The organism is Streptomyces sp. NBC_01450 (assembly GCF_036227505.1).
Classification (GTDB): Bacteria; Actinomycetota; Actinomycetes; order Streptomycetales; family Streptomycetaceae; genus Streptomyces.
On the sequence record NZ_CP109480.1, the window covers coordinates 5,044,357 to 5,065,898 of the forward strand.

Sequence of the window (21,542 nt, forward strand, 5' to 3'; positions counted from 1 at the left end):
CCAAAGGGGCCCAGAAGCCTGACGGGACGAATAGGACCCATCAGACTTTCCGGACCTTTGGGACTCCGAGGGCTCTCGGGACTCTGAGGGCTCTCGAGACTCCGAGGACCCTGAGAACTCCGAGAACTCTCGGGACTGAACCGGCGGGCACGGGAACAACCGCTCCAGCACCACCGCGATCCCGTCGTCCTCGTTCGACAGCGTCACCTCGTCGGCCACCGCCTTCAACTCCGGATGGGCGTTGGCCATGGCGACCCCATGGGCGGCCCAGTCGAACATAGGGATGTCGTTGGGCATGTCACCGAAGGCGATGGTGGCGGCGGGAGTGAGGCCGAGATGGGCGGCGGCGAGCGCGAGACCCGTCGCCTTGGTCACGCCGCATGGCTGGAGTTCGACGGTCCCGGGCCCCGACATGGTGACGGTGGCCAGGGAGCCGACCACGCTCCGGGCCGCTGACGCCAACTCGTCGTCGGACAGCGAGGGGTGACGGAGCAACACCTTGCTGATCCGCTTCGTCCACAGGTCGTCGCGGTGGTGCACCCGTACCGCGGGAAGCGTCGGATGCGGCATCACATACCCCGGCTCGATGAGCGTCAGCCCGTCCACACCGTCCTGGTCCACAGCGGCGTAGAGCAGTCCGACCTCCGCTTCGATCTTGCCGATCGCGGTCTCCGCGAGTTCCCTGTCCAGGGTCACCGACCACAGCAGACGGTCCGCCGCCGCGTCGTACAGCTGCGCCCCCTGCCCGCACACCGCCAGCCCCGCGCCGCCGAGTTCGTCGAGCAGCGGTCGTACTCTCGGCGCCGGGCGCCCCGTCACGACCAGGTGCCGGGCGCCCGCCTCGGCCACCCTCGCCAACACGGCCCGGGACCGGTCGGAGAGGGTGTCGTCGCCGCGGAGCAGCGTTCCGTCCAGGTCAGTGGCGATAAGTGAATATGCAGTCGGAGCGGCCATGATCCGAAGAATACGGATCGAACGACTCGTCGGCCCGGCGTGAACCAGACGACGTCCGGTATCCCGACAGCAACGCCGTTCACCGTACGGGGCGTACCGGGCGTACAAAGTCCACTTCGGCCCCCGTCCACCGAGGCGGGCGGTACGAAAAGACTCCGACCGGAATGTCACTCCAGAGGATGACGCGGCTCCGGTGACTTTGGCTGTCCGACCCCAACACGAGCTCCGGCGCTGCGGGTTGGGCTCGGCCCGGGGGCGTGGCCCACAAGCCACCGCCCCCTCGACCGTACGGCCCCCGGACGCCTCACCCGTGCGCGCCCGCCAAGTGCTTGGCCAACCGCGGCGAAGCGAACTCCGTACCGCACACGAACCGCATCACCGGCCCGTACGAAGCCGCCGCCGGCAGCCCCGTGAAGTACAGCCCGGGCACCGAGGACCGGTACCCGGCACCGAGCTTGGGGGTGCCGCGGCTCACCGCGAGCGCCGTACGCAACTCGTGCCCCAGGAAGTCCATCGCGGCGATGTCGACGCGATAACCGGTCGCCGCGATGACATGGTCGGCGGAGAGCTCCTCGCTCCGGCCGCCCAGGGTCTGGACGGAGAGCACCGGACGCCCGTCGGAGACGTCGGCGCGGACGATCCCGGAGACCTCGCTGACCTCGACCTTGCCCTCGAAGCGGTCGCGCAGCCACCACGCGCCGAGCGGTCCGAGCACCCGGCGGACCAGGTAGTGCCGGGCCTCGGCGGGCAGATAGCGGTAGGGGTGGGGGTAGTAGCTGAGCGCCCACAGGGACCATGCACGTCCGAACGGCGACTCGGGACGCAGCTTCGGCTGCTTCCAGGGCGGCGCGCCGAAGGCCACCCTGCCCTTGCCCCGGGACACCACCCGCACCCGCGCGCCCGCCTCCGCCGCGAGCGCCGCTGTCTCCAGGGCGGACTGGCCCGCGCCGACGACGATCAGCTCCTTGCCGGAGAACCGGCTGAGCTCGTGGTGCTGGGAGCTGTGCGAGACGGGGCCGGTGGGTGTGGGTCCGTCCGCCGCCGCGCCGCCGAGCTCGGGCGGCAAGTGGGCGAGTCCGTACAGACCGGTGGCCACGACGACCGCCCGCGCCGTGAACGACTCCCCGGAGTCCAGCTTGAGTTCGAAGCCCTCGCGGCCCCGGCGGTCGACGGACACGACGCGCACCCGCTCCAGCTCGGGCACCAGCTTCTGCTGGAACCACTCGCCGTACGCGATGAACGTCTCGACCGGGATGATGTCCTCGTCCGTGACGAGCCGGCGTATCCCCGCCGCGTCGCAGTAGTCGGCGATCGTGTGGCCGGGCTGCGGGGCGTCCAGGCTGGACGCGACCGGGGTCGACTTGAGAAGCATTCCCTGGGGCATGTGATCACGCCAGCTCACCATGGGCTGGCCGAACACACGCACCGGAATGCCGCGCGCCCGCAGATGGGCGGCGGTGGACAGGCCGAACGGGCCGGCACCGATGACTGCTACCGGATGAATCACGAAGTCCCCTCCCCAGGACGTACTTTCGTCACTTCGTGGTCGCACTCGTACTGCTGCCACGGCGGTTGGTCCGCCACAGCTGATACAGATGTCTCGCACCCGGCCGTACAAAGCGCGCGAGCATCGTGAAGAACGGCCGCAGGTCGTCACCCGCCAGCCAGGCCAGCTCCGTACCGCTTGCGCGCGCCGGCGCGTGCGGGGTCGTATAGCCGCTGCGTCGGTAGGCGAGCAGGGCCGGTAGGTCGATGTTCTCCACGATGTACCGGTGGCCGGCCCGCTGTTCCCCTTCGGGAACGGTGCGCCCGGTCAGGTCGAGATGCATGGCGCGGACGACGTCGATCCCCGACTCGCTCTCGAAGAGCCGGAACTGCGCGCCCATCCGGGGGTTGAAGTCGAGGAGTTTGTACTGTCCGTCGCGCCGGTCGAAGCGCAGGTCGAGGTCGATGACGCCGCTGAAGCCGATCTGCTTGATGAAACGCGCGGCGAGATCGGCGAGTTCCGGATTGTCGACGACGTACGCGTTCGCCGTCATGCCCGCGTGCGGTGGCCAGGAGCGGACCTTCACGCCCGTGAACATCGCGAGCGGCGTCGAGTCCGCGTCGAAGTACGCGTGCACGATCCAGTCCTCCGCCTCCTCCCTGGGCAGGTACTCCTGGAGGATGACGCCCGGCTGATCACCCCAGTCCCGGGCGAGCGTCAGCAGCCCCTCCCGGGTCGCGATCCTCGTCGTCCCGTTCACCGCCGGCTGGCTGCGGCGGACGAACGCCTCGCGGTTCTTGGCGACGATCGGAAACCGGGCGCTCTCGGCGAACGCCACGATCTCCTCGTACGACTGCGGAAAAGCCGCCGCCGGACTGGGAATGCCGTGTTCCACACAGAGTTCGTGCAGGCCCTGCTTGCTGGCGAGGCGCCGGGGCAGCTTGGCGTCCACCCGGGGGAAGAGGAACCGCTCCCCCAGCTCCTCCTGGTGCTCGGCGATCAGGACGGCCGCCTCCTCGTCCGTCGGGACGAGCACCGTCGGCCGCCCGATGCGGGCCCCGATCCGCAGCAGCCCCTCGACGAGACGCTCCGGCTCCTCCGTGCCCGTCGTCGGCCAGACGAAGGCGCGGCGCAGATAGCGCGAGGCCGCGGCAGGCGTGTAACGGTCCTCGGTGATCGCATACATCGGTATGCCGAGGCGGCCCAGACTTCGGATGGCGCCCACGCCGCCGTGGTGCAGCGGATAGTCGCCAAACTTCACGATCAGGCCCGGAACGTCGCGATCGGCGTCGACCGGCACTCCGCTGACGCTCCTGGCCACGGGTCCCCCCACGTGTCCCCCCTACGGACCGGACCCACCCCGTCCGTGTCCCCAAAGGACGCTAAGCCGGAATTACCGCGTCCGACAAGGCCTATTGGGACATTGCGAACTCTTTAGCCTCGATCGTTCATGAGTCCTCGTCGGTTCGCTGACGGGGACTCTGTGCTTGGGTGGTGCGGATTTTCGTGGGCTGGGGCAGGTTGGTGGCCCGGCTGTCGCGTCGGGTGGGCGCCGGGGTTCCACGGCTCCGGGATGTTGCTTTGGTTCGTCGGGATGGTCGGAGTCGCTGGTCAGCCGGGGTTCGGCAGGGCTGCGAGTCGCTGGATCGCGAGGGTGATCACATCCGTCCAGGGCCATCGGGCGGTGAAGCGGAGCCAGCGGCGGCGGCCGGTGGTGACCAGCTGGGCGGCGGCAGAGAACAGGCGCAGGCGAAGCCGTTTGGGCTCCCAGCGGCGGGTTTGTGCAATCAGGGCGAGCATCGGCATCCAGGCGAGGAGGTCGAGTGCGATCTGGACGATCTCCAGCCAGATCCGGTTCTGGGCGGTGTCGTGCAGGGGCAGGTTGCGCAGTCCGGTGGCGCGGGCGTTTCGGATGCGGTCCTCGCAGCGGGCCCGGCGGCGGTGACGCAGCTCCAGGTCGGCGAGCTGGCCGCCTTTTGTGTTGGTCGCGAAACAGGTGAGTCGTAGTCCGTCGAGGTCGGTGAAGCGCAACTGGGCGCCGGGGTGCGGTCGTTCTTTGCGGACGATCAGCCGCATGCCCTTGGGCCACGTGCTCAGGTCGGGGATGTCGGTGATCTCTGCGACCCAGGCGCCGGGCCGCTCGGTGCCGTCGGCGTCGCAGGCCGGCGTCCATGCCTTCTTCGGAATCTTCAGGACGGCCTGGTGGATGGCGTCGGTGATGGTCATTCCGACGGAATACGACAGCCACCGGCCCCGGCGGGAGAGCCAGCCGAGGAAGGCGTGGGTGCCGCCTGCGGAGTCGGTCCGGATCAGTGTCTGCCGTCCCCGCCGCAGGTGTCTGGGCAGCTGGGCCAGGGCGAGTCGGGCGGTTTCGATGTGGTCGGTGGCGGTGTTGGAGCCGGCGTTGCCGGGCCGAAGCAGCGCGGCCACCGGTTCCCCGGACCCGGCCTCGCCGTGGTCGACGAACGCGACGAGCGGATGATGGCCGAAGGTCTTCTTCCAGGTCGCGGTGGCATCCTGCTTCTCGGAGTGCGCCAGGACGAGGACGCCGTCGATGTCCACGATCACGCTGCCACCGGCGGCCGGACCATCCGCACCGGCCAACTCCCAGACCCGCGACCGCACTTCGCCCCGCGCTGACCGGATCGCGGTGAGCGCCTTCGGGCCGGCTGCGGCGAGAGCGTCGACGAGACGGGAGACCGTCGGATCGGAGGCCACGGGGCCGAACACGTCGGGCTCGGCCCGCAGCATGCCGACGTCGGCCAGACAGTCCCCGCCGAGCGCGACGGCCAGGGCCACATCCAGCAGAATCTTCCCCGGATCGTGCACTGCCCGCGGCTTGCGCCACGGCGCCAGTGCCGCCGCTATCGCGGTGTCCAGCCCGGACTTGCGGACCGTCTCGACCAGCAGCACCGCCCCGGCCTGCGAGACCACCCCACGGCCGCCGCCCTCGACACGAACACGCGGATACGACCCGCTACGCTTCTTCACCTGGAGAGTGCTTCTTTCCTCGCAACTGACAGGACCCTCGACAAGTCCCATCGTTGCAGGTCAGCAGCACTCTCCACTTATTTGATCAAGACCCGGACAGGCCCACTCGCGAAAGCGCGAGGTTAGGCGCGGGCGGGGCAACTCTTCGGATACTGCCACGGCGACTCACGACACCCCACGGCAACTCTCTGCCCACTGCCACACCACGTCACTCCCCCGTAACCTGTGCCGCGACCACCCGGAACACGTGAGACGCCCGCACATGGACCGCGCGGATCACACGGCACGTACGACCACGAAAGCGAGGCACCACCCGATGCCCCCCTTCGACGTCCCCGAGGGCGACCCCTTCGGCCCGCACAACCTCCCCTACGGCGTCTTCTCCCGGGCCGGAGCGTCCGAGCGGAGCGTCGGCGTCCGGCTCGGCGACCACGTCCTCGACGCGGGCGCGACCGCCCGCGCGCTCGGCTCCCCGTACGCCGAACTGCTCGCGCAGCCCACCCTGAACCCGCTGCTCGCCGCCGGCCGCACGGCCTGGTCCGACGTACGCCGCGCACTCACCGCCTGGGTGACGGTCCCGGCCCACCGGGAGACCATCGCACCTCTCCTGCACCCCCTCTCCGAGGTGACCCTGCACCTCCCCTTCGAGGTCGCGGACTACGTCGACTTCTACGCCTCCGAGAACCACGCCCGGAACGTCGGACAGATCTTCCGCCCCGACGCCACCGACTCCCTCACCCCCAACTGGAAGCACCTGCCGATCGGTTACCACGGCCGCTCCGGCACGGTCGTCGTCTCGGGCACGGAGGTGGTCCGCCCCTCGGGCCAGCGCAAGGCCCCCTCCGACACCGCCCCGGTCTTCGGCCCCTCCATCCGGCTCGACATCGAGGCGGAGGTCGGCTTCGTGGTCGGCGCACCCTCGACCAGGGGCACACCCGTCCCGCTCTCCTCCTTCCGCGACCACGTCTTCGGCCTCTGCCTCCTCAACGACTGGTCGGCGCGCGACATCCAGGCCTGGGAGTACGTCCCTCTCGGCCCCTTCCTCGGCAAGTCCTTCGCCACCTCGGTGTCGGCCTGGATCACCCCGCTCGACGCCCTGGACGACGCACGGGTCGCGCCCCCGGCCCGCACGCACCCCCTCCTCCCCTACCTGGACGACTCCGAAGACGAGCCCGGCGGCTACGACCTCCGTATCTCCGTCGCCATCAACGGCCACGTCGTCTCCGAACCCCCCTTCTCCACCATGTACTGGACGGCCGCCCAGCAACTGGCCCACATGACGGTCAACGGAGCCTCCCTGCGCACCGGCGACCTGTACGGCTCGGGAACGGTCAGCGGCCCCTCGGAGCACGAGCGCGGCTCTCTCCTGGAACTCACCTGGAACGGCCGCGACACCCTCGACCTCCCCGACGGCAAGCGCGCCTTCCTGGAGGACGGCGACGAGGTCACCCTGACCGCCTGGGCCCCGGGCCCCGGTGACACGCGGGTGGGCTTGGGCGAGGTGAGGGGCCGCATCACCCCGGCGCCCACCGCGTCCTGAATCCGGCACCCAAAGGCCAAGGCCGGGGCCCGGGACGGCAGCTCGGCGAGGAGTGGGGTCAGTCGGCCCAGTGGGGTCCGGGGGCGCGGCCCCGGCGGGGTGCAGGGGCGAGGCCTGCGGTGGCTCCCCACGGGTGGCAGATCTCCTCTCCTCCCGGCCAAAACCGCAGGCCAGCCCCCGGCCCTCACGGTCGACAGGTGGCGCAACACTCCAGCAACACCACCACCCGCACCCCGTCGGTATGGTCCGTCGCATGCCCACCGAACGCATCCGAGAGCACGCCGGCCTCGGCGCGACCACCGTCGCCGCCCACCGGCGTCGGCTGCGCGCGGACCGGGCGCGGCAACTTGCCGACCTGCTCCGCCACCAGGTACTGACCGGCGGTTTCCCGGACGGCACCCTGCCGCACGAAGCCGCTCTCGGCACCGACTACGGCGCCTCGCGCAACACCGTCCGCCAGGCCCTCGACCTGCTCCGCGCGGAGGGCCTGGTCGAACGCTGTCCCGGCGTCGGCACCGTCGTCGTCGCCCAGAAGTACCCGCACGGACTCGACCGGTTGATGGGACTCGCGGAGACCCTGCGTGAACACGGCCAGGTCACCAACGAGGTCCGCACGGTCGGCCCCGTGGCCGCGCCCACCCCCGTGGCCGACCGCCTCCGTATCGCACCCGGCGCGGACGTCCTCTACATCGAACGCCTCCGCCGCCTGGACGGCCTCCCCCTCTCCCTCGACCTCACCTACATCCCCCTCGACCTCGGCACCGCCCTGCTCGGCGCCGACCTCGAGAACACCGATGTCTTCCGTCTCCTGGAAGCCATCGCCGGCCAGCCGCTGGGGCACGCCGAGATCACCCTGGAGGCTGTCAACTCCGACGCACACTCGGCGGCCGTCCTGCAAGCGCCCCGTGGTGCGGCCGTCCTCATGCTGGAGCGGCTCACTCACCTCGCCGACGGCCGCCCCGTGGACCTGGAGTTCATCCGCTTCCGTGGCGACCGCATCACGATGAGCGGCCAGCTCCGCCGCGCGCTCTGACGCCTCTCTTCACCACGTCACCGTCACCTCCCTCCCTCACCACACCGCGCCCCTCCACCACCGCGCCTTCACCCCTTCATCGTTTCGAAGGGCCCTTCCGGTTCATCCCACGCACGACTTTTCTGGAGACAGCCATGCCCTTGGCGCCCCAGCGGGCCGACGTGCCCGTGACCATCGACGAGTCGAAGTGCATCGACGGCTGCACGCTCTGCGTGGACATGTGCCCCCTGGACTCCCTCGCCATCGACGAGAGCAACGGCAAGGCGTACATGCACGTCGACGAGTGCTGGTACTGCGGCCCCTGCGCGGCCCGCTGCCCCACCGGGGCCGTCACGGTCAACATGCCCTACCTGCTCCGGTGAGAGGACCGACTCCCATGAAACTCAAGGCATTCGCCGCCCTCGCCACGGCCGCCCTCGCACTTCCTCTCACCGCCTGCGGCGGCAGCGCCACGACCGGCGCCGGCTCCACGGTCACCATCACGGTCGGCTACCAGTCCAAGACCATCAACACCGTCACGGCCGGCACCCTCCTACGTTCCCTCGGCTCCTTCGAGAAGGAGCTCAAGGCCCTCGGGGACGGCACCACGTACAAGGTGAACTGGCAGGACTACGCGACCGGCGCCCCGATCACCGCCCAGATGACCGCCGGGAAGATCGACATCGGTTCGATGGGCGACTTCCCGCTACTGATCAACGCGGCCCGCGGCAAACAGCTCGGCAGCCCCACCCGCCTCGTCTCCGTCACCGGCTACAACCTCAGAGGCGGACTCAACACCATCGTCACGGCGCCGGACTCGAAGCTCGCCACCCTCGACGACCTGCGCGGCAAGAGGGTGTCGACCAGCATCGGTTCGGCGGCCGACGGCACCCTCGTACGAGCGCTGCAGCGCGCCGGAATCGACCCGGACAAGGGCATCCAGAAGCTCAACCAGCAGCCCGCGGTGGGCGCCTCGGCCCTCTCCGCGGGCAGCACCGACGCGCTCTCGCAGTTCGTCGCCTGGCCCGGCCTGCTCGCCTTCCAGGGCAGGGCGAAGGCCCTGTACGACGGCGCCGCGCTCGATCTGCCGACCTTCCACGGGGTCACCGCCCGCGAGAACTTCGCGAAGAAGCGCCCGGCCGTACTGGAGGCCTTCCTCAGGGCCCAGGCGGAGGCGACGACCTACCTGCACGACCACCCGCTGGCCGCCGCCCAGAAGGTAGCGAAGGCGACCGACCTGCCCGCCGAGGTCGTCTACCTGTACAACGGCGCTCACGGCATCGCCACCTTCGACCCGGCCCTCAAGCCCCAGCTGATCTCCGCGCTGAAGAAGGACGTCGCCGTCCTGAAGTCGGCGAAGCTCGTGGGCGCCGTCGACGTGGACGCCTTCGTCGACGACCAGTACGTCAAGCGCGCCCTCGGCCCGACCACGTACGCCGACCAGCTCGCCGCGTCACCTCCACCGGCCGCGAGCGAGGTGTGGCCCAAGGGCGCCTCCTCGACCCGTACCTTCGCCTCCCCCTCCGCCCTCCTCCACTACGTGTCCTCCCACCGCGACGCCGTCCGCGCCGCGTACGTCCCCGACGCCACGACCGGCACCCTGTGGTTCGCCGACCGGGCGGTGTGGGTGGCCGACGGCAGCGACCTGCGCCCGTTCGTCACGGCGGAGACCGCCCGGGCATACCTCGCCGGCCACCAGGGCGCGCACACGATCTCGTACGCCTCCGCGCTGGAGCGGGCGTCATGACCCGGTATCTCGTCAGGGCCGCGTCGCTCGCCGCGGCCCTGACCGCCTGGCAAGTGCTGACCAGCCTGAACGTCGACCTCTGGCTGCGCTTCTCGCAGTTCCCCACCGTCGCCGACGTGGCTCGTGCCTTCGGTGACCGCCTCGGCGGCCACGACTACTGGACGGACCTCACCGACAGCCTCACCCGGATCCTCACCGGCTTCCTGCTGGCGGCGGTCCTGGGGGTGGCCACGGGCGTGCTCGTGGCCCGCTCGCGCCTCGCCGAGGACCTGCTCGGCCCGCTCGTGGAGGTGGTGAGGCCGATCCCCGCGATCGCGCTCGTCCCGGTGGCGATCCTCCTCTTCCCCAGCAACGAACAGGGCATCGTCTTCATCACCTGCGCCGCGGCCTTCTTCCCGGTCCTGGTCTCCACCCGGCACGCGGTTCGGGCCTTGGCCCCCGTGTGGGAGGAGGCGGTACGCACCATGGGCGGCGGCCGATGGCGCATCCTCGGCTCGGTCGTCCTGCCCGGCGCCCTCCCCGGGATCTTCGGCGGTCTCTCGGTCGGCATCGGCGTCTCGTGGATCTGCGTGATCTCCGCCGAGATGATCTCCGGACAGTACGGCGTCGGCTACCGCACCTGGCAGGACTACACCGTCGTCGACTATCCCGGTGTCTTCGTCGGCATGGTCACGATCGGTGTGCTGGGCTGGGTCACCTCCACGGCCGTCGAGCGCGTGGGGCGGTGGCTCACCCGGTGGCTGCCACGCACCGAGTACGTCGCCGGGGCGCGCGTGCGCAGGGCCCCCGCCCCGGTCTCGCCGGACCAGGAGCCCGCACGCGGTGAGGAGGTGCGCGATGAGCACCTCGTCTGAAACCGGAACGCCCGTCTCCGCGCGCGGCACCCGGCTGTCCCTCGCACGCGCCTCGCTCGGCCGCCCCGGCGCCCCCGTCCTCGAAGGCGTCGACCTGGACATCACCCCCGGTGAGATCCTCACCGTCGTCGGCCCCTCCGGCTGCGGCAAGTCGACCCTCCTGCGCACCCTCGCCGGGCTGCTGCCCGCACTCGCCGGAACCGTCGCCCAGGACGGTCGCCCCCTGGTGGGCCCCGGTGCCGACCGAGCACTCGTCTTCCAGGAGGACGCCCTCCTTCCCTGGCGCACCCTGCGCGCCAACGTCGAACTCCCGCTGGCCATCCAGGGCTCGTCCCGAACCGAGCGGCGTGCGCAGGCCTCGGGCTGGCTCGCCCGCGTCGGACTCGCCGACCGCGAACGGCAGTTGCCGCACCGTGTCTCCGGCGGCCAGCGCCAGCGCGCCCAGCTCGCCCGCGCCCTCGCCGGAGCACCCCGCGCCGTCCTGATGGACGAACCCTTCGGCGCACTCGACGCCCAGACCCGCGCCGGTATGCAGGACCTCCTCGTCGGGGTACTGCACGGCACCGGAGCGACCGTCGTCTTCGTCACCCACGACGTGGACGAGGCGCTGTTCCTGGGCGACCGGGTCGCACTTCTCGGCTCCGGACACCCGGCCGACGACGACGGCGGTCCCGGCAGCCCGGGCCGGCTTCTCTGCGTACGTGAAGTTCCGCGCCCGCGTGAGCGATCCGCGCTCGACGACCCGGCGCGGCTCACCCTGCGCCGCGAGGTCCTCACGTCCCTCAGCACCTGAAAGGCACCCTCGTGGACACCCTCGTGGAGATCCCCGCGCTCGCGGACGCCGAAGAGCTGTCCTGCGACGTCCTCGTCATCGGCGGTGGCACGGCCGGCACCATGGCGGCACTCACCGCCGCCGAGCACGGGGCCGACGTCCTCCTCCTGGAGAAGGCGCACGTCCGTCACTCCGGGGCTCTCGCCATGGGCATGGACGGCGTCAACAACGCGGTCATTCCCGGCCGCGCCGAACCCGACGACTACGTCGCCGAGATCACCCGCGCCAACGACGGCATCGTCGACCAGTCCACCGTCCGCCAGACCGCGACCCGCGGCTTCGCGATGGTGCGGCGCCTGGAGTCGTACGGCGTGAAGTTCGAGAAGGACGAGCACGGTGAGTACGCGGTCCGCCAGGTGCATCGCTCCGGCTCGTACGTGCTGCCCATGCCCGAGGGCAAGGACGTCAAGAAGGTCCTCTACCGGCAGTTGCGGCGCCGCGAGATGCGCGAGCGCATCCGCATCGAGAACCGGGTGATGCCGGTACGGGTCCTGACGGCGGAGGGGCGTGCGGTGGGTGCCGCGGGCTTCAACACCCGCACCGGGCGGTTCGTCTCCGTACGCGCCGGGGCGGTGATCCTCGCGACCGGCGCCTGCGGCCGCCTCGGCCTGCCCGCCTCCGGCTACCTCTACGGCACGTACGAGAACCCCACCAACGCCGGTGACGGCTACGCCATGGCCTACCACGCCGGCGCCGAACTCACCGGCATCGAGTGCTTCCAGATCAACCCCCTGATCAAGGACTACAACGGCCCCGCCTGCGCCTACGTCGCCAACCCCTTCGGCGGCTACCAGGTCAACCGGCACGGCGAACGCTTCGTCGACTCCGACTACTGGTCGGGCCAGATGATGGCCGAGTTCGCCGCCGAGGTCGCCTCGGAGCGGGGCCCGGTGTACCTCAAGCTCAGCCACCTCCCCGAGGAGTCGATCAGCGCCCTCGAGTCCATCCTGCACACCACCGAACGCCCCACGCGCGGTACCTTCCACGCCGGTCGCGGCCACGACTACCGCACCCATGACATCGAGATGCACATCTCCGAGATCGGCCTGTGCGGCGGCCACTCCGCCTCGGGCGTACGGGTCGACGACCACGCCCGTACGACCGTGCCCCGCCTGTACGCCGCCGGGGACCTGGCCTGTGTCCCCCACAACTACATGATCGGCGCGTTCGTCTTCGGCGACCTCGCGGGAGCGGACGCCGCCCAGCACAAGCCCTACGAGGGCGAGTTGCCGCAGGACCAGCTGCGCGACGCGCATGAACTGGTCTACCGTCCGCTGCACCACCCGGACGGGCCCCCGCAGTCCCAGGTCGAGTACAAACTCCGCCGCTTCGTGAACGACTACGTGGCACCGCCGAAGTCCGGCGCCCGGCTCTCCCTCGCCCTGGAGGCGTTCGAGCGGATGCGCGCGGACATCGCGGAGATGGGCGCCCGCACTCCGCACGAGCTGATGCGGTGCGCCGAGGTCACGTTCATCCGCGACTGCGCGGAGATGGCGGCCCGCGCCTCCCTCGCCCGCACGGAGTCCCGCTGGGGCCTGTACCACGACCGCACGGACCATCCCGCGCGCGACGACGCCTCCTGGTTCCACCACCTCGACCTGCACAAGTCCCCCTCCGGCTCCATGGAGTTCACGGCCCGTCCCGTGGCCCCCTATCTCGTCCCGGTTCCCGACTTCACCCCGACGGGCGGCCCCTCCCGACACCTTGGCGAGGTCCATCCGGAGGCGGTCGCCACGGCGGGGGCACGGGACGCCGTGCCGGTGGCCTCGGCGTCCCCTGCCGTCACGGTCCCTGTCACCGATCCCAACGGCAGGGGCCTCGACCACACCGGCGACGGCACCTCACCCCACCTCCTCGAACTCCTCGCCCTCACGGAACAGGAGCCCGAACTCACCGCGCTGCAGCCCTACTTGGACGACCCGTCCCCCGCTGTCCGACGCTCGGCCGTCGGCGTCCTCACCGAGACCGTGCCGCCCGGCACCGGCCCCGCCCTCGCCGCCGCGCTCCGGGACCCGCACGGCGACGTACGGGCCACCGCCGCGGCCTCGCTGCGCGAGCTGGTGGAGACCCTGCCTGCCGAGCCCGACCTGCGCGAGGGCCTCGCCGCCGCCCTCACCGAGGACGATTCCGTCGTACGCGCCGCCGCCCTGGACGTCCTGCGCGCGCTGCGCCTGGGCGGTGCGGAACTGTTCGCGGACGCCCTCGCCGATCCCGACACAGCCGTCCGCGTCGAGGCCGTGCGCGCCCTGGTCTCCGTCGATGCCGCGGAGCCCCTGAGCCGGGCGGCGGCCGACCCGTCCCGCGAGGTCCGCGTCACGGTGGCCAAGGCCCTCGCCAACGTGAGCCCGGGAAAGCTCGTCGAGGACACCCTCGACCGGCTCACGACCGACCCGGACGCCCTGGTCCGGGCAGCGGCCTTCGCGACGCTGGCCGTCACCGGCTGCCCCGCGCCCCTGGCCACGCGGGCCGTCGCCGCCCAGGCCGACGCCGCCTGGCAGGTCCGCTCCGGCGCCGCGACCGCACTGTCCGCCGCCGAGGCCGGGGTCGCCGTCCCTGCGCTCGCCCAGGCCCTGGAAGACCCGAACCCCGACGTCCGCAAGGCGGCGGTCCTGGCCCTCGTGCGGCACTCCGCGGTCGACGAGGGCGCCCGCGCGGCCCTGGCCACGGCCACGGCGGACTCCGACGCGGACGTCAGGGCCTACGCGTCACGGGTCCTGTGACCACAGGACCGGGCGGAGGGCCGGGGCGCCCTATATCCAGTCCTCCGGCTCCGGCTCCGCGTCCATCTCGGGCCACTCCGGGTCCGGTGCCTCACCGGCCGCAGGAGCCGGCGCTCCTCCGGGGGCGCCGCCATCCAGGGAGGCGAGCACTCCAATGACGCCCTCCCCGTACGTCGCGAGCTTCTTCTCACCCACCCCGCTGATGCCGCCGAGGCCTTCGACCGAGGTGGGCCACACCGTGGCGATCTCCCGGAGCGTGGCGTCATGGAAGATGACGTACGCGGGGACACCCTGCTCCTTGGCCTGTTCGGCGCGCCAGGAGCGCAGGGCCTCGAAGGCGGGGACGAGCTCCTGGGGCAGGTCGGCCGCGGCGGCCTTGGCCTTGCGATCGCCCCGCGAGGACGAGGAGGACGACGAGCGGGAGACAGTGGGCTTCGGCGGCTCCTTGCGGAGCGGCACCTCGCGCTCGCGCCGCAGCACCGTCCCGCTCTCCTCGGTCAGCACGAGCGTCCCGTACTCGCCCTCGACCGCGAGCAGTCCTTGTGCCAGCAACTGCCTCGCCACGCCGCGCCATTCGGACTCGGCAAGCTCCTCTCCGATGCCGAACACCGACAGCTGGTCGTGATCGAACTGGATCACCTTGGCGGTGCGCCGCCCCAGCAGGATGTCGATGATCTGGCCGGCGCCGAACTTCTGTCCGCGCTCGCGCTGCAGCCGTACCACCGTGGACAGCAGCTTCTGTGCCACGACCGTGCCGTCCGCGGTCTCGGGCGGTGCGAGGCATGTGTCGCAGTTGCCACATGCCGGGGTGTGCGGGTCCTGCCCGAAGTAGGCCAGGAGCTGGGAGCGCCGGCACTGGACCGTCTCGCACAGGGCCAGCATCGAGTCCAGGTGGGCGGCGGCCCGACGGCGGAACGCCTCGTCGCCCTCCGAGCCCTGGATCATCTTGCGCTGCTGGACGACGTCCTGAAGCCCGTACGCCATCCATGCCGTGGACGGGAGCCCGTCGCGGCCCGCGCGTCCCGTCTCCTGGTAGTAGCCCTCGACCGACTTGGGCAGGTCGAGGTGGGCGACGAACCGCACGTCCGGCTTGTCGATGCCCATCCCGAAGGCGATGGTGGCGACCACGACGAGGCCCTCTTCGCGCAGGAAGCGCGACTGGTGGGCGGCGCGGGTGCCCGAGTCCAGACCCGCGTGGTACGGCACCGCCTCTACGCCGTTGCGGGAGAGGAACTCGGCCGTCTTCTCGACCGAGTTGCGGGAGAGGCAGTACACGATGCCCGCATCGCCCGCGTGCTCCTCACGCAGGAAGGACAGCAGCTGCTTCTTGGGGTCGGCCTTCGGCACGATCCGGTACTGGATGTTGGGCCGGTCGAAGCTCGCCTCGAAGTGGCGGGCGGTCGGCATGGCCAGACGCTGGGTGATCTCCTTGTGCGTCGCGCGGGTGGCCGTGGCCGTCAGCGCGATGCGCGGGACATCGGGCCAGCGCTCACCGAGCAGCGAGAGCGCCAGATAGTCGGGGCGGAAGTCATGCCCCCACTGGGCCACGCAGTGCGCCTCGTCGATCGCGAAGACGGAGATCTTCCCGCGTGACAGCAGGTCCAGCGTGGTCTCCAGGCGCAGCCGCTCCGGCGCCAGGTAGATCACGTCGAGCTCTCCCGCCAGGAACTCAGCCTCCACCACGCGCCGCTCGTCGAAGTCCTGCGTGGAGTTCATGAACCCGGCGCGTACGCCCAGCGCGCGCAGCGCGTCCACCTGATCCTGCATCAGCGCGATGAGGGGGGAGACCACGACTCCCGTACCGGGTCTGACCAGGGCCGGAATCTGGTAGCAGAGCGACTTGCCGCCACCCGTCGGCATCAGGACGACAGCGTCACCGCCCGCCACCACGTGCTCGATGATCGCTTCCTGCTCACCGCGGAAGGCGTCGTACCCGAAGACCCGGTGGAGCGTGGCCAGTGCCTCGCTCTCTCCCAGCGTCTCCGTCGCGTCCGCTTCGGTCATCACACCCGTCCCGCCCATCGTCCTGTCCCCCGTACGTCGCGCCTCGACCACTGCGTCCACGATAGAGGTCCGCGCCGACAGCCCGAGAGTTATCCACAGGCTGCGACCGATCGGCTTCCCTACGCACTCGCGTCCGGCCGCTCTCACTCCCCTGCGCGGAGCAGTCCGCGCGTTCGATTCACAGGGGACACGCGATGCGCCGATCACAGCTCGGGCCCCGCCCCCTCGCGAGAAGGGAGCGGGGCCCGGCCCATGCGTGGTTCAGCGGACGAAGACTCCCGCCTGGCTCGCCAGGTCCAGGAAGTACTGCGGCGCCACGCCCAGCACCAGCGTGACCGCCACACCGAACCCGATCGCCGTCATGGTCAGCGGCGAGGGCACGGCGACCGTCGGTCCCTCCGGCCTCGGCTCACTGAAGAACATGAGCACGATCACGCGGATGTAGAAGAACGCCGCGATCGCCGACGAGATCACACCGACCACGACCAGCGGGCCCGCGCCGCCCTCCGCCGCCGCCTTGAAGACGGCGAACTTCCCGGCGAAGCCGGAGGTCAGCGGGATGCCCGCGAAGGCCAGCAGGAAAACCGCGAAGACGGCCGCCACCAGCGGTGAGCGACGTCCGAGGCCCGCCCACTTGGACAGGTGCGTCGCCTCGCCGCCCGCGTCCCGGACCAGGGTCACGACCGCGAAGGCCCCGATCGTCACGAACGAGTACGCGGCCAGGTAGAAGAGGACCGACGAGACGCCGTCCGGCGAGGTCGCGATGACGCCCGCGAGGATGAATCCGGCGTGCGCGATGGACGAGTACGCCAGGAGCCGCTTGATGTCGGTCTGGGTGATCGCGACGATCGCACCGCCCAGCATGGTGACGATCGCGACGGCCCACATGACCGGCCGCCAGTCCCAGCGCAGGCCCGGCAGGACGACGTACAGCAGCCGCAGCAGCGCTCCGAAGGCCGCCACCTTCGTCGCCGCGGCCATGAAGCCGGTGACCGGTGTCGGCGCGCCCTGGTAGACGTCCGGGGTCCACATGTGGAACGGCACCGCGCCGACCTTGAAGAGCAGGCCCATGACGACCATCGCGGCGCCGATGAGCAGCAGCACGTCGTTGCCCATGGTGCCGGCGAGCGCCAGGTCGACGTTCGGGATCGTGCCGTCCACGACCTGCGCGATCGTCGCGTACGACACGGAGCCCGCGTAGCCGTAGAGCAGGGCGATGCCGAAGAGGGTGAACGCGGAGGCGAAGGCTCCGAGCAGGAAGTACTTGACCGCGGCCTCCTGCGACATGAGCCGCTTGCGGCGGGCCACGGCGCACAGCAGGTACAGGGGCAGCGAGAAGACTTCCAGCGCGATGAACAGGGTCAGCAGGTCGTTGGCCGAAGGGAAGACCAGCATGCCGCCGATCGCGAAGAGCAGCAGCGGGAACACCTCGGTGGTGGTGAACCCGGCCTTCACCGCTGCCTTCTCGCTGTCGCTGCCGGGCACGGAGGCGGCCTGCGCGGCGAACGAGTCGACGCGGTTTCCGTGTGCCTCCGGGTCGAGCCGCCGCTCGGCGAAGGTGAAGACGCCGAGGATGCCCGCCAGCAGGATCGTGCCCTGCAGGAACAGGGACGGTCCGTCGACGGCGATCGCGCCCATGGCCGCGATGTGCGCCTTCGTGGTGCCGTATCCGCCCGCCGCCAGTGCGACCACCGCGGCGAAGGCGGCGGCGAGCGCGACGACGGACAGGAACACCTGCGTGTAGTAGCGGGACCTGCGCGGCACGAAGGCCTCGACGAGCACTCCTACGAGCGCCGCCCCGATGACGATCAGGGTGGGCGACAATTGCCCGTATTCGATCTTCGGCGCGTTGATCTTGGAGATCGGTTCGGCCGCGGTTGTCCACAGGCTGTGGACGGCTGCTGTACTCACTTGGCCGCCTCCACCTCGGGCTTGGGGTCCGTCTTATGGACGTCGGACATGGTCTGCTGGACCGCCGGGTTGACGATGTCGGTGACCGGCTTCGGATAGACGCCCAGGAAGATCAGCAGGGCGATCAGCGGGGCGACCACCAGGAGCTCACGCACCCTGAGGTCGGGCATCTCGGCGACCTCCGCCTTCACCGGGCCCGTCATCGTCCGCTGATAGAGGACGAGTGTGTAGAGCGCGGCGAGGACGATGCCGAAGGTGGCGACGATGCCGACGGCCGGGTAGCGCTCGAACGCGCCCACCAGGACCAGGAATTCACTCACGAAGGGTGCGAGCCCGGGGAGCGAGAGGGTCGCCAGGCCGCCGATCAGGAAGGTGCCCGCGAGCACCGGAGCGACCTTCTGCACCCCTCCGTAGTCGGCGATCAGACGCGAGCCGCGCCGCGAGATCAGGAAGCCCGCCACCAGCATCAGGGCGGCGGTCGAGATCCCGTGGTTGACCATGTAGAGCGTCGCGCCCGACTGGCCCTGGCTGGTCATCGCGAAGATGCCCAGGATGATGAACCCGAAGTGCGAGATCGACGCGTACGCCACCAGCCGTTTGATGTCCCGCTGGCCGACCGCGAGCAGCGCCCCGTAGATGATGCTGATGAGGGCGAGGACGAGGATGACCGGCGTCGCCCACTTGCTCGCCTCCGGGAAGAGCTGGAGGCAGAAGCGGAGCATCGCGAAGGTGCCGACCTTGTCGACGACCGCCGTGATCAGGACCGCGACCGGGGCTGTGGCCTCGCCCATGGCGTTGGGCAGCCAGGTGTGCAGCGGCCACAGGGGCGCCTTCACCGCGAACGCGAAGAAGAAGCCGAGGAACAGCCACCGCTCCGTGTTGGTCGCCATGTGCAGTGAGCCGTTGGCGCGGGCCTGCACAATCTCCTGGAGCGAGAAGTTCCCGGCCACTACGTAGAGACCGATGACGGCGGCCAGCATGATCAGGCCGCCGACCAGGTTGTAGAGGAGGAACTTCACCGCGGCGTAGGAGCGTTGGGTCGCCGCCGCCTTGTCGCCGTGTTCGTGGGCGCGGTCCCCGAAGCCGCCGATGAGGAAGTACATCGGGATCAGCATGGCTTCGAAGAAGATGTAGAAGAGGAAGACGTCGGTGGCCTCGAAGGAGATGATCACCATCGCCTCGACGGCCAGGATCAGGCCGAAGAAGCCCTGAGTCGGCCGCCAGCGCCTGCTTCCTGTCTCGTGCGGGTCGGCGTCGTGCCAGCCCGCCAGGATCACGAACGGCATCAGCAGCGCGGTCAGCGCGACGAGCGCCACCCCGATGCCGTCCACGCCCAGCTCGTACCGCACCCCGAACTCCTTGATCCAGGCGTGGGATTCGGTGAGCTGGTAGCGGTCGCCGCCGGGGTCGAACCGCACGAGCACGATCGCGGCCAGGACCAGCGTGGCGAGCGAGACGAGCAGCGCCAGCCACTTGGCGGCGACGCGTTGCGCGGCCGGCACGGCGGCCGTGGCGATCGCCCCGACCGCCGGGAGCGCCGCCGTCGCTGTCAGCAGAGGAAAGGACATCGGTATCAGACCGCCCTCATCAGCAGGGTCGCGGCGACGAGGATGGCCGCACCGCCGAACATCGAGACCGCGTAACTGCGCGCATAGCCGTTCTGCAGCTTGCGCAGGCGCCCGGAGAGGCCGCCCATGGAGGCCGCGGTGCCGTTGACGACCCCGTCGACCAGGGTGTGGTCGACGTACACCAGGGAGCGGGTGAGGTGCTCCCCGCCGCGCACCAGCACGACGTGGTTGAAGTCGTCCTGGAGCAGGTCGCGCCGGGCGGCCCGGGTCAGCAGGGAGCCGCGCGGGGCGACGACCGGGACGGGGCTGCGCCCGTACTGGGCGTACGCGATGCCGGCGCCGACGACGAGCAGCACCATGGTGGCCAGCGTGACCGTGAGGGCGCTGACGGGCGAGTTGCCCTCCGAGTGCCCGGTGACCGGCTCCAGCCAGTTGAGGAAGCGGTCGCCGATGCTGAAGAAACCGCCCGCGAAGACCGATCCGAAGGCCAGCACGATCATGGGGATCGTCATGGACCTCGGGGACTCGTGCGGGTGCGGCTCATGGCCTTCGGCATCCGGCTGCCAGCGCTTCTCCCCGAAGAAGGTCATGATCATCACGCGGGTCATGTAGTACGCCGTGATGGCCGCGCCCAGCAGGGCCGCACCGCCGAGGATCCAGCCCTCGGTGCCACCCTTGGCGAAGGCCGCCTCGATGATCTTGTCCTTGGAGAAGAAGCCGGACAGGCCCGGGAAGCCGATGATGGCGAGGTAGCCGAGGCCGAAGGTGACGAAGGTGATCGGCATGTACGTGCGGAGGCCGCCGTACTTGCGCATGTCGACCTCGTCGTTCATGCCGTGCATGACCGAGCCGGCGCCGAGGAACAGTCCGGCCTTGAAGAAGCCGTGCGTCACCAGGTGCATGATCGCGAAGACGTAGCCGATGGGGCCGAGGCCCGCGGCCAGCACCATGTAGCCGATCTGCGACATCGTCGATCCGGCGAGCGCCTTCTTGATGTCGTCCTTCGCGCAACCGACGATCGCACCGAACAGGAGCGTGACGGCACCGACCACGGTGACGACGAGCTGGGCGTCGGGCGCGGCGTTGAAGATCGCGGCGGAGCGGACGATGAGGTAGACACCCGCGGTCACCATGGTCGCGGCGTGGATGAGGGCCGAGACCGGGGTCGGGCCCTCCATCGCGTCCCCGAGCCAGGACTGCAGCGGCACCTGGGCGGACTTGCCGCAGGCGGCGAGCAGCAGCATCAGGGCGACGGCGGTGAGCTTGCCCTCGGTCGCGCCGCCGACGAGCCCCGGGTGCCCCTCGGTGCCGAGCACCGGCCCGAAGGCGAAGGACCCGAAGGTGGTGAACATCAACATGATGGCGATCGACAGGCCCATGTCGCCGACGCGGTTGACCAGGAAGGCCTTCTTCGCGGCGGTGGCGGCGCTGGGCTTGTGCTGCCAGAAGCCGATCAGCAGGTACGAGGCGAGGCCGACGCCCTCCCAGCCGACGTACAGCAGCAGGTAGTTGTCGGCGAGGACGAGCAGCAGCATCGCCGCGAGGAACAGGTTCAGATAGCCGAAGAAGCGGCGGCGCCGCTCGTCGTGCTCCATGTACCCGATCGAGTACAGGTGGATCAGCGAGCCGACGCCGGTGATCAGCAGGACGAACGTCATCGACAGCTGGTCGAGCTGGAAGGAGACGTCCGCCTGGAAGCCCTCGACGGGGACCCAGCTGAACAGGTACTGGCTCATGGCCCGGTGGTCCGCGCTCTTGCCCAGCATGTCGGCGAAGAGGATCGCGCCGATCACGAAGGACGTGGCCGCGAGCGCCGTGCCGATCCAGTGGCCGACGGCATCGAGCCGCCGGCCGCCGCACAGCAGTACGGCCGCTCCGAGCAGAGGCGCCGCTACCAGCAGCGCAATCAGGTTCTCCACGATT

Annotated in this window: 14 protein-coding genes and 1 pseudogene; 7 read left to right on the plus strand and 8 right to left on the minus strand. The window is 70.5% G+C overall.

Annotated elements, in window-relative coordinates; all coding sequences use genetic code 11:
- Positions 1–153: 153 nt before the first annotated feature.
- The 4 genes and pseudogenes from OG568_RS22560 to OG568_RS22575 form a co-directional block, all read right to left on the minus strand.
- A pseudogene (locus OG568_RS22560) lies at positions 154–954 on the minus strand (HAD family hydrolase); the annotation flags it as partial.
- 304 nt (positions 955–1,258) lie between these two features.
- Positions 1,259–2,461 carry an FAD-dependent oxidoreductase gene (locus OG568_RS22565; protein WP_266584746.1) on the minus strand — a complete coding sequence of 401 codons (1,203 nt, stop codon included), beginning with the start codon at positions 2,459–2,461 and terminating at the stop codon, positions 1,259–1,261.
- Positions 2,462–2,489: 28 nt separating this feature from the next.
- Positions 2,490–3,740: a carboxylate--amine ligase gene (locus OG568_RS22570; RefSeq protein ID WP_443077877.1), complete on the minus strand. Its 1,251-nt coding sequence runs from the start codon at positions 3,738–3,740 to the stop codon at positions 2,490–2,492.
- 311 nt (positions 3,741–4,051) lie between these two features.
- Complete coding sequence (locus tag OG568_RS22575) at positions 4,052–5,431, minus strand: IS1380 family transposase (RefSeq protein ID WP_329532878.1); 1,380 nt, start codon at positions 5,429–5,431, stop codon at positions 4,052–4,054.
- Positions 5,432–5,747: 316 nt separating this feature from the next.
- Between OG568_RS22575 and fahA the strand changes: the two genes are divergently transcribed.
- From fahA to OG568_RS22610, 7 genes are all read left to right on the plus strand, one after another.
- A complete protein-coding gene (fahA, locus tag OG568_RS22580) occupies positions 5,748–6,971 on the plus strand; it encodes a fumarylacetoacetase (RefSeq protein ID WP_329532879.1) in 1,224 nt (407 codons plus the stop codon).
- Positions 6,972–7,224: 253 nt separating this feature from the next.
- Positions 7,225–8,004 (plus strand): GntR family transcriptional regulator, encoded by a 780-nt coding sequence (locus OG568_RS22585; RefSeq protein WP_329532880.1) that lies wholly within the window; start codon positions 7,225–7,227, stop codon positions 8,002–8,004.
- A 134-nt stretch (positions 8,005–8,138) separates the two neighbouring features.
- Positions 8,139–8,366: a 4Fe-4S dicluster domain-containing protein gene (locus OG568_RS22590; RefSeq protein ID WP_010986276.1), complete on the plus strand. Its 228-nt coding sequence runs from the start codon at positions 8,139–8,141 to the stop codon at positions 8,364–8,366.
- Between the two features lie 14 nt (positions 8,367–8,380).
- Entirely contained in the window at positions 8,381–9,730 is a 1,350-nt protein-coding gene (locus tag OG568_RS22595; protein ID WP_329532881.1) for an ABC transporter substrate-binding protein, read from the plus strand.
- Entirely contained in the window at positions 9,727–10,584 is an 858-nt protein-coding gene (locus tag OG568_RS22600; protein WP_329532882.1) for an ABC transporter permease, read from the plus strand. Before OG568_RS22595 ends, OG568_RS22600 begins: the two co-directional genes overlap by 4 nt.
- A complete protein-coding gene (locus OG568_RS22605; protein WP_329532883.1) occupies positions 10,568–11,377 on the plus strand; it encodes an ABC transporter ATP-binding protein in 810 nt (269 codons plus the stop codon). Before OG568_RS22600 ends, OG568_RS22605 begins: the two co-directional genes overlap by 17 nt.
- 11 nt (positions 11,378–11,388) lie before the next feature.
- On the plus strand, positions 11,389–14,136 hold the full coding sequence (locus OG568_RS22610) for a fumarate reductase/succinate dehydrogenase flavoprotein subunit (protein ID WP_443077726.1): 2,748 nt from the start codon (positions 11,389–11,391) through the stop codon (positions 14,134–14,136).
- Between the two features lie 30 nt (positions 14,137–14,166).
- Here the strand turns inward: OG568_RS22610 and recQ are convergent, their stop codons facing one another.
- The 4 genes from recQ to nuoL all read right to left on the minus strand — a co-directional run bounded on the left by recQ (position 14,167) and on the right by nuoL (position 21,538).
- Positions 14,167–16,158, minus strand: a complete 1,992-nt coding sequence (recQ, locus tag OG568_RS22615; protein WP_329536418.1) for a DNA helicase RecQ — start codon at positions 16,156–16,158, stop codon at positions 14,167–14,169.
- A gap of 243 nt (positions 16,159–16,401) precedes the next feature.
- Complete coding sequence (gene nuoN / locus OG568_RS22620) at positions 16,402–18,051, minus strand: NADH-quinone oxidoreductase subunit NuoN (RefSeq protein ID WP_266437453.1); 1,650 nt, start codon at positions 18,049–18,051, stop codon at positions 16,402–16,404.
- Positions 18,048–19,619: an NADH-quinone oxidoreductase subunit M gene (locus tag OG568_RS22625; protein WP_266584740.1), complete on the minus strand. Its 1,572-nt coding sequence runs from the start codon at positions 19,617–19,619 to the stop codon at positions 18,048–18,050. Before OG568_RS22625 ends, nuoN begins: the two co-directional genes overlap by 4 nt.
- Before the next feature lie 5 nt (positions 19,620–19,624).
- A complete protein-coding gene (nuoL, locus tag OG568_RS22630) occupies positions 19,625–21,538 on the minus strand; it encodes an NADH-quinone oxidoreductase subunit L (RefSeq protein WP_329532884.1) in 1,914 nt (637 codons plus the stop codon).
- Between the last annotated feature and the right edge of the window lie 4 nt (positions 21,539–21,542).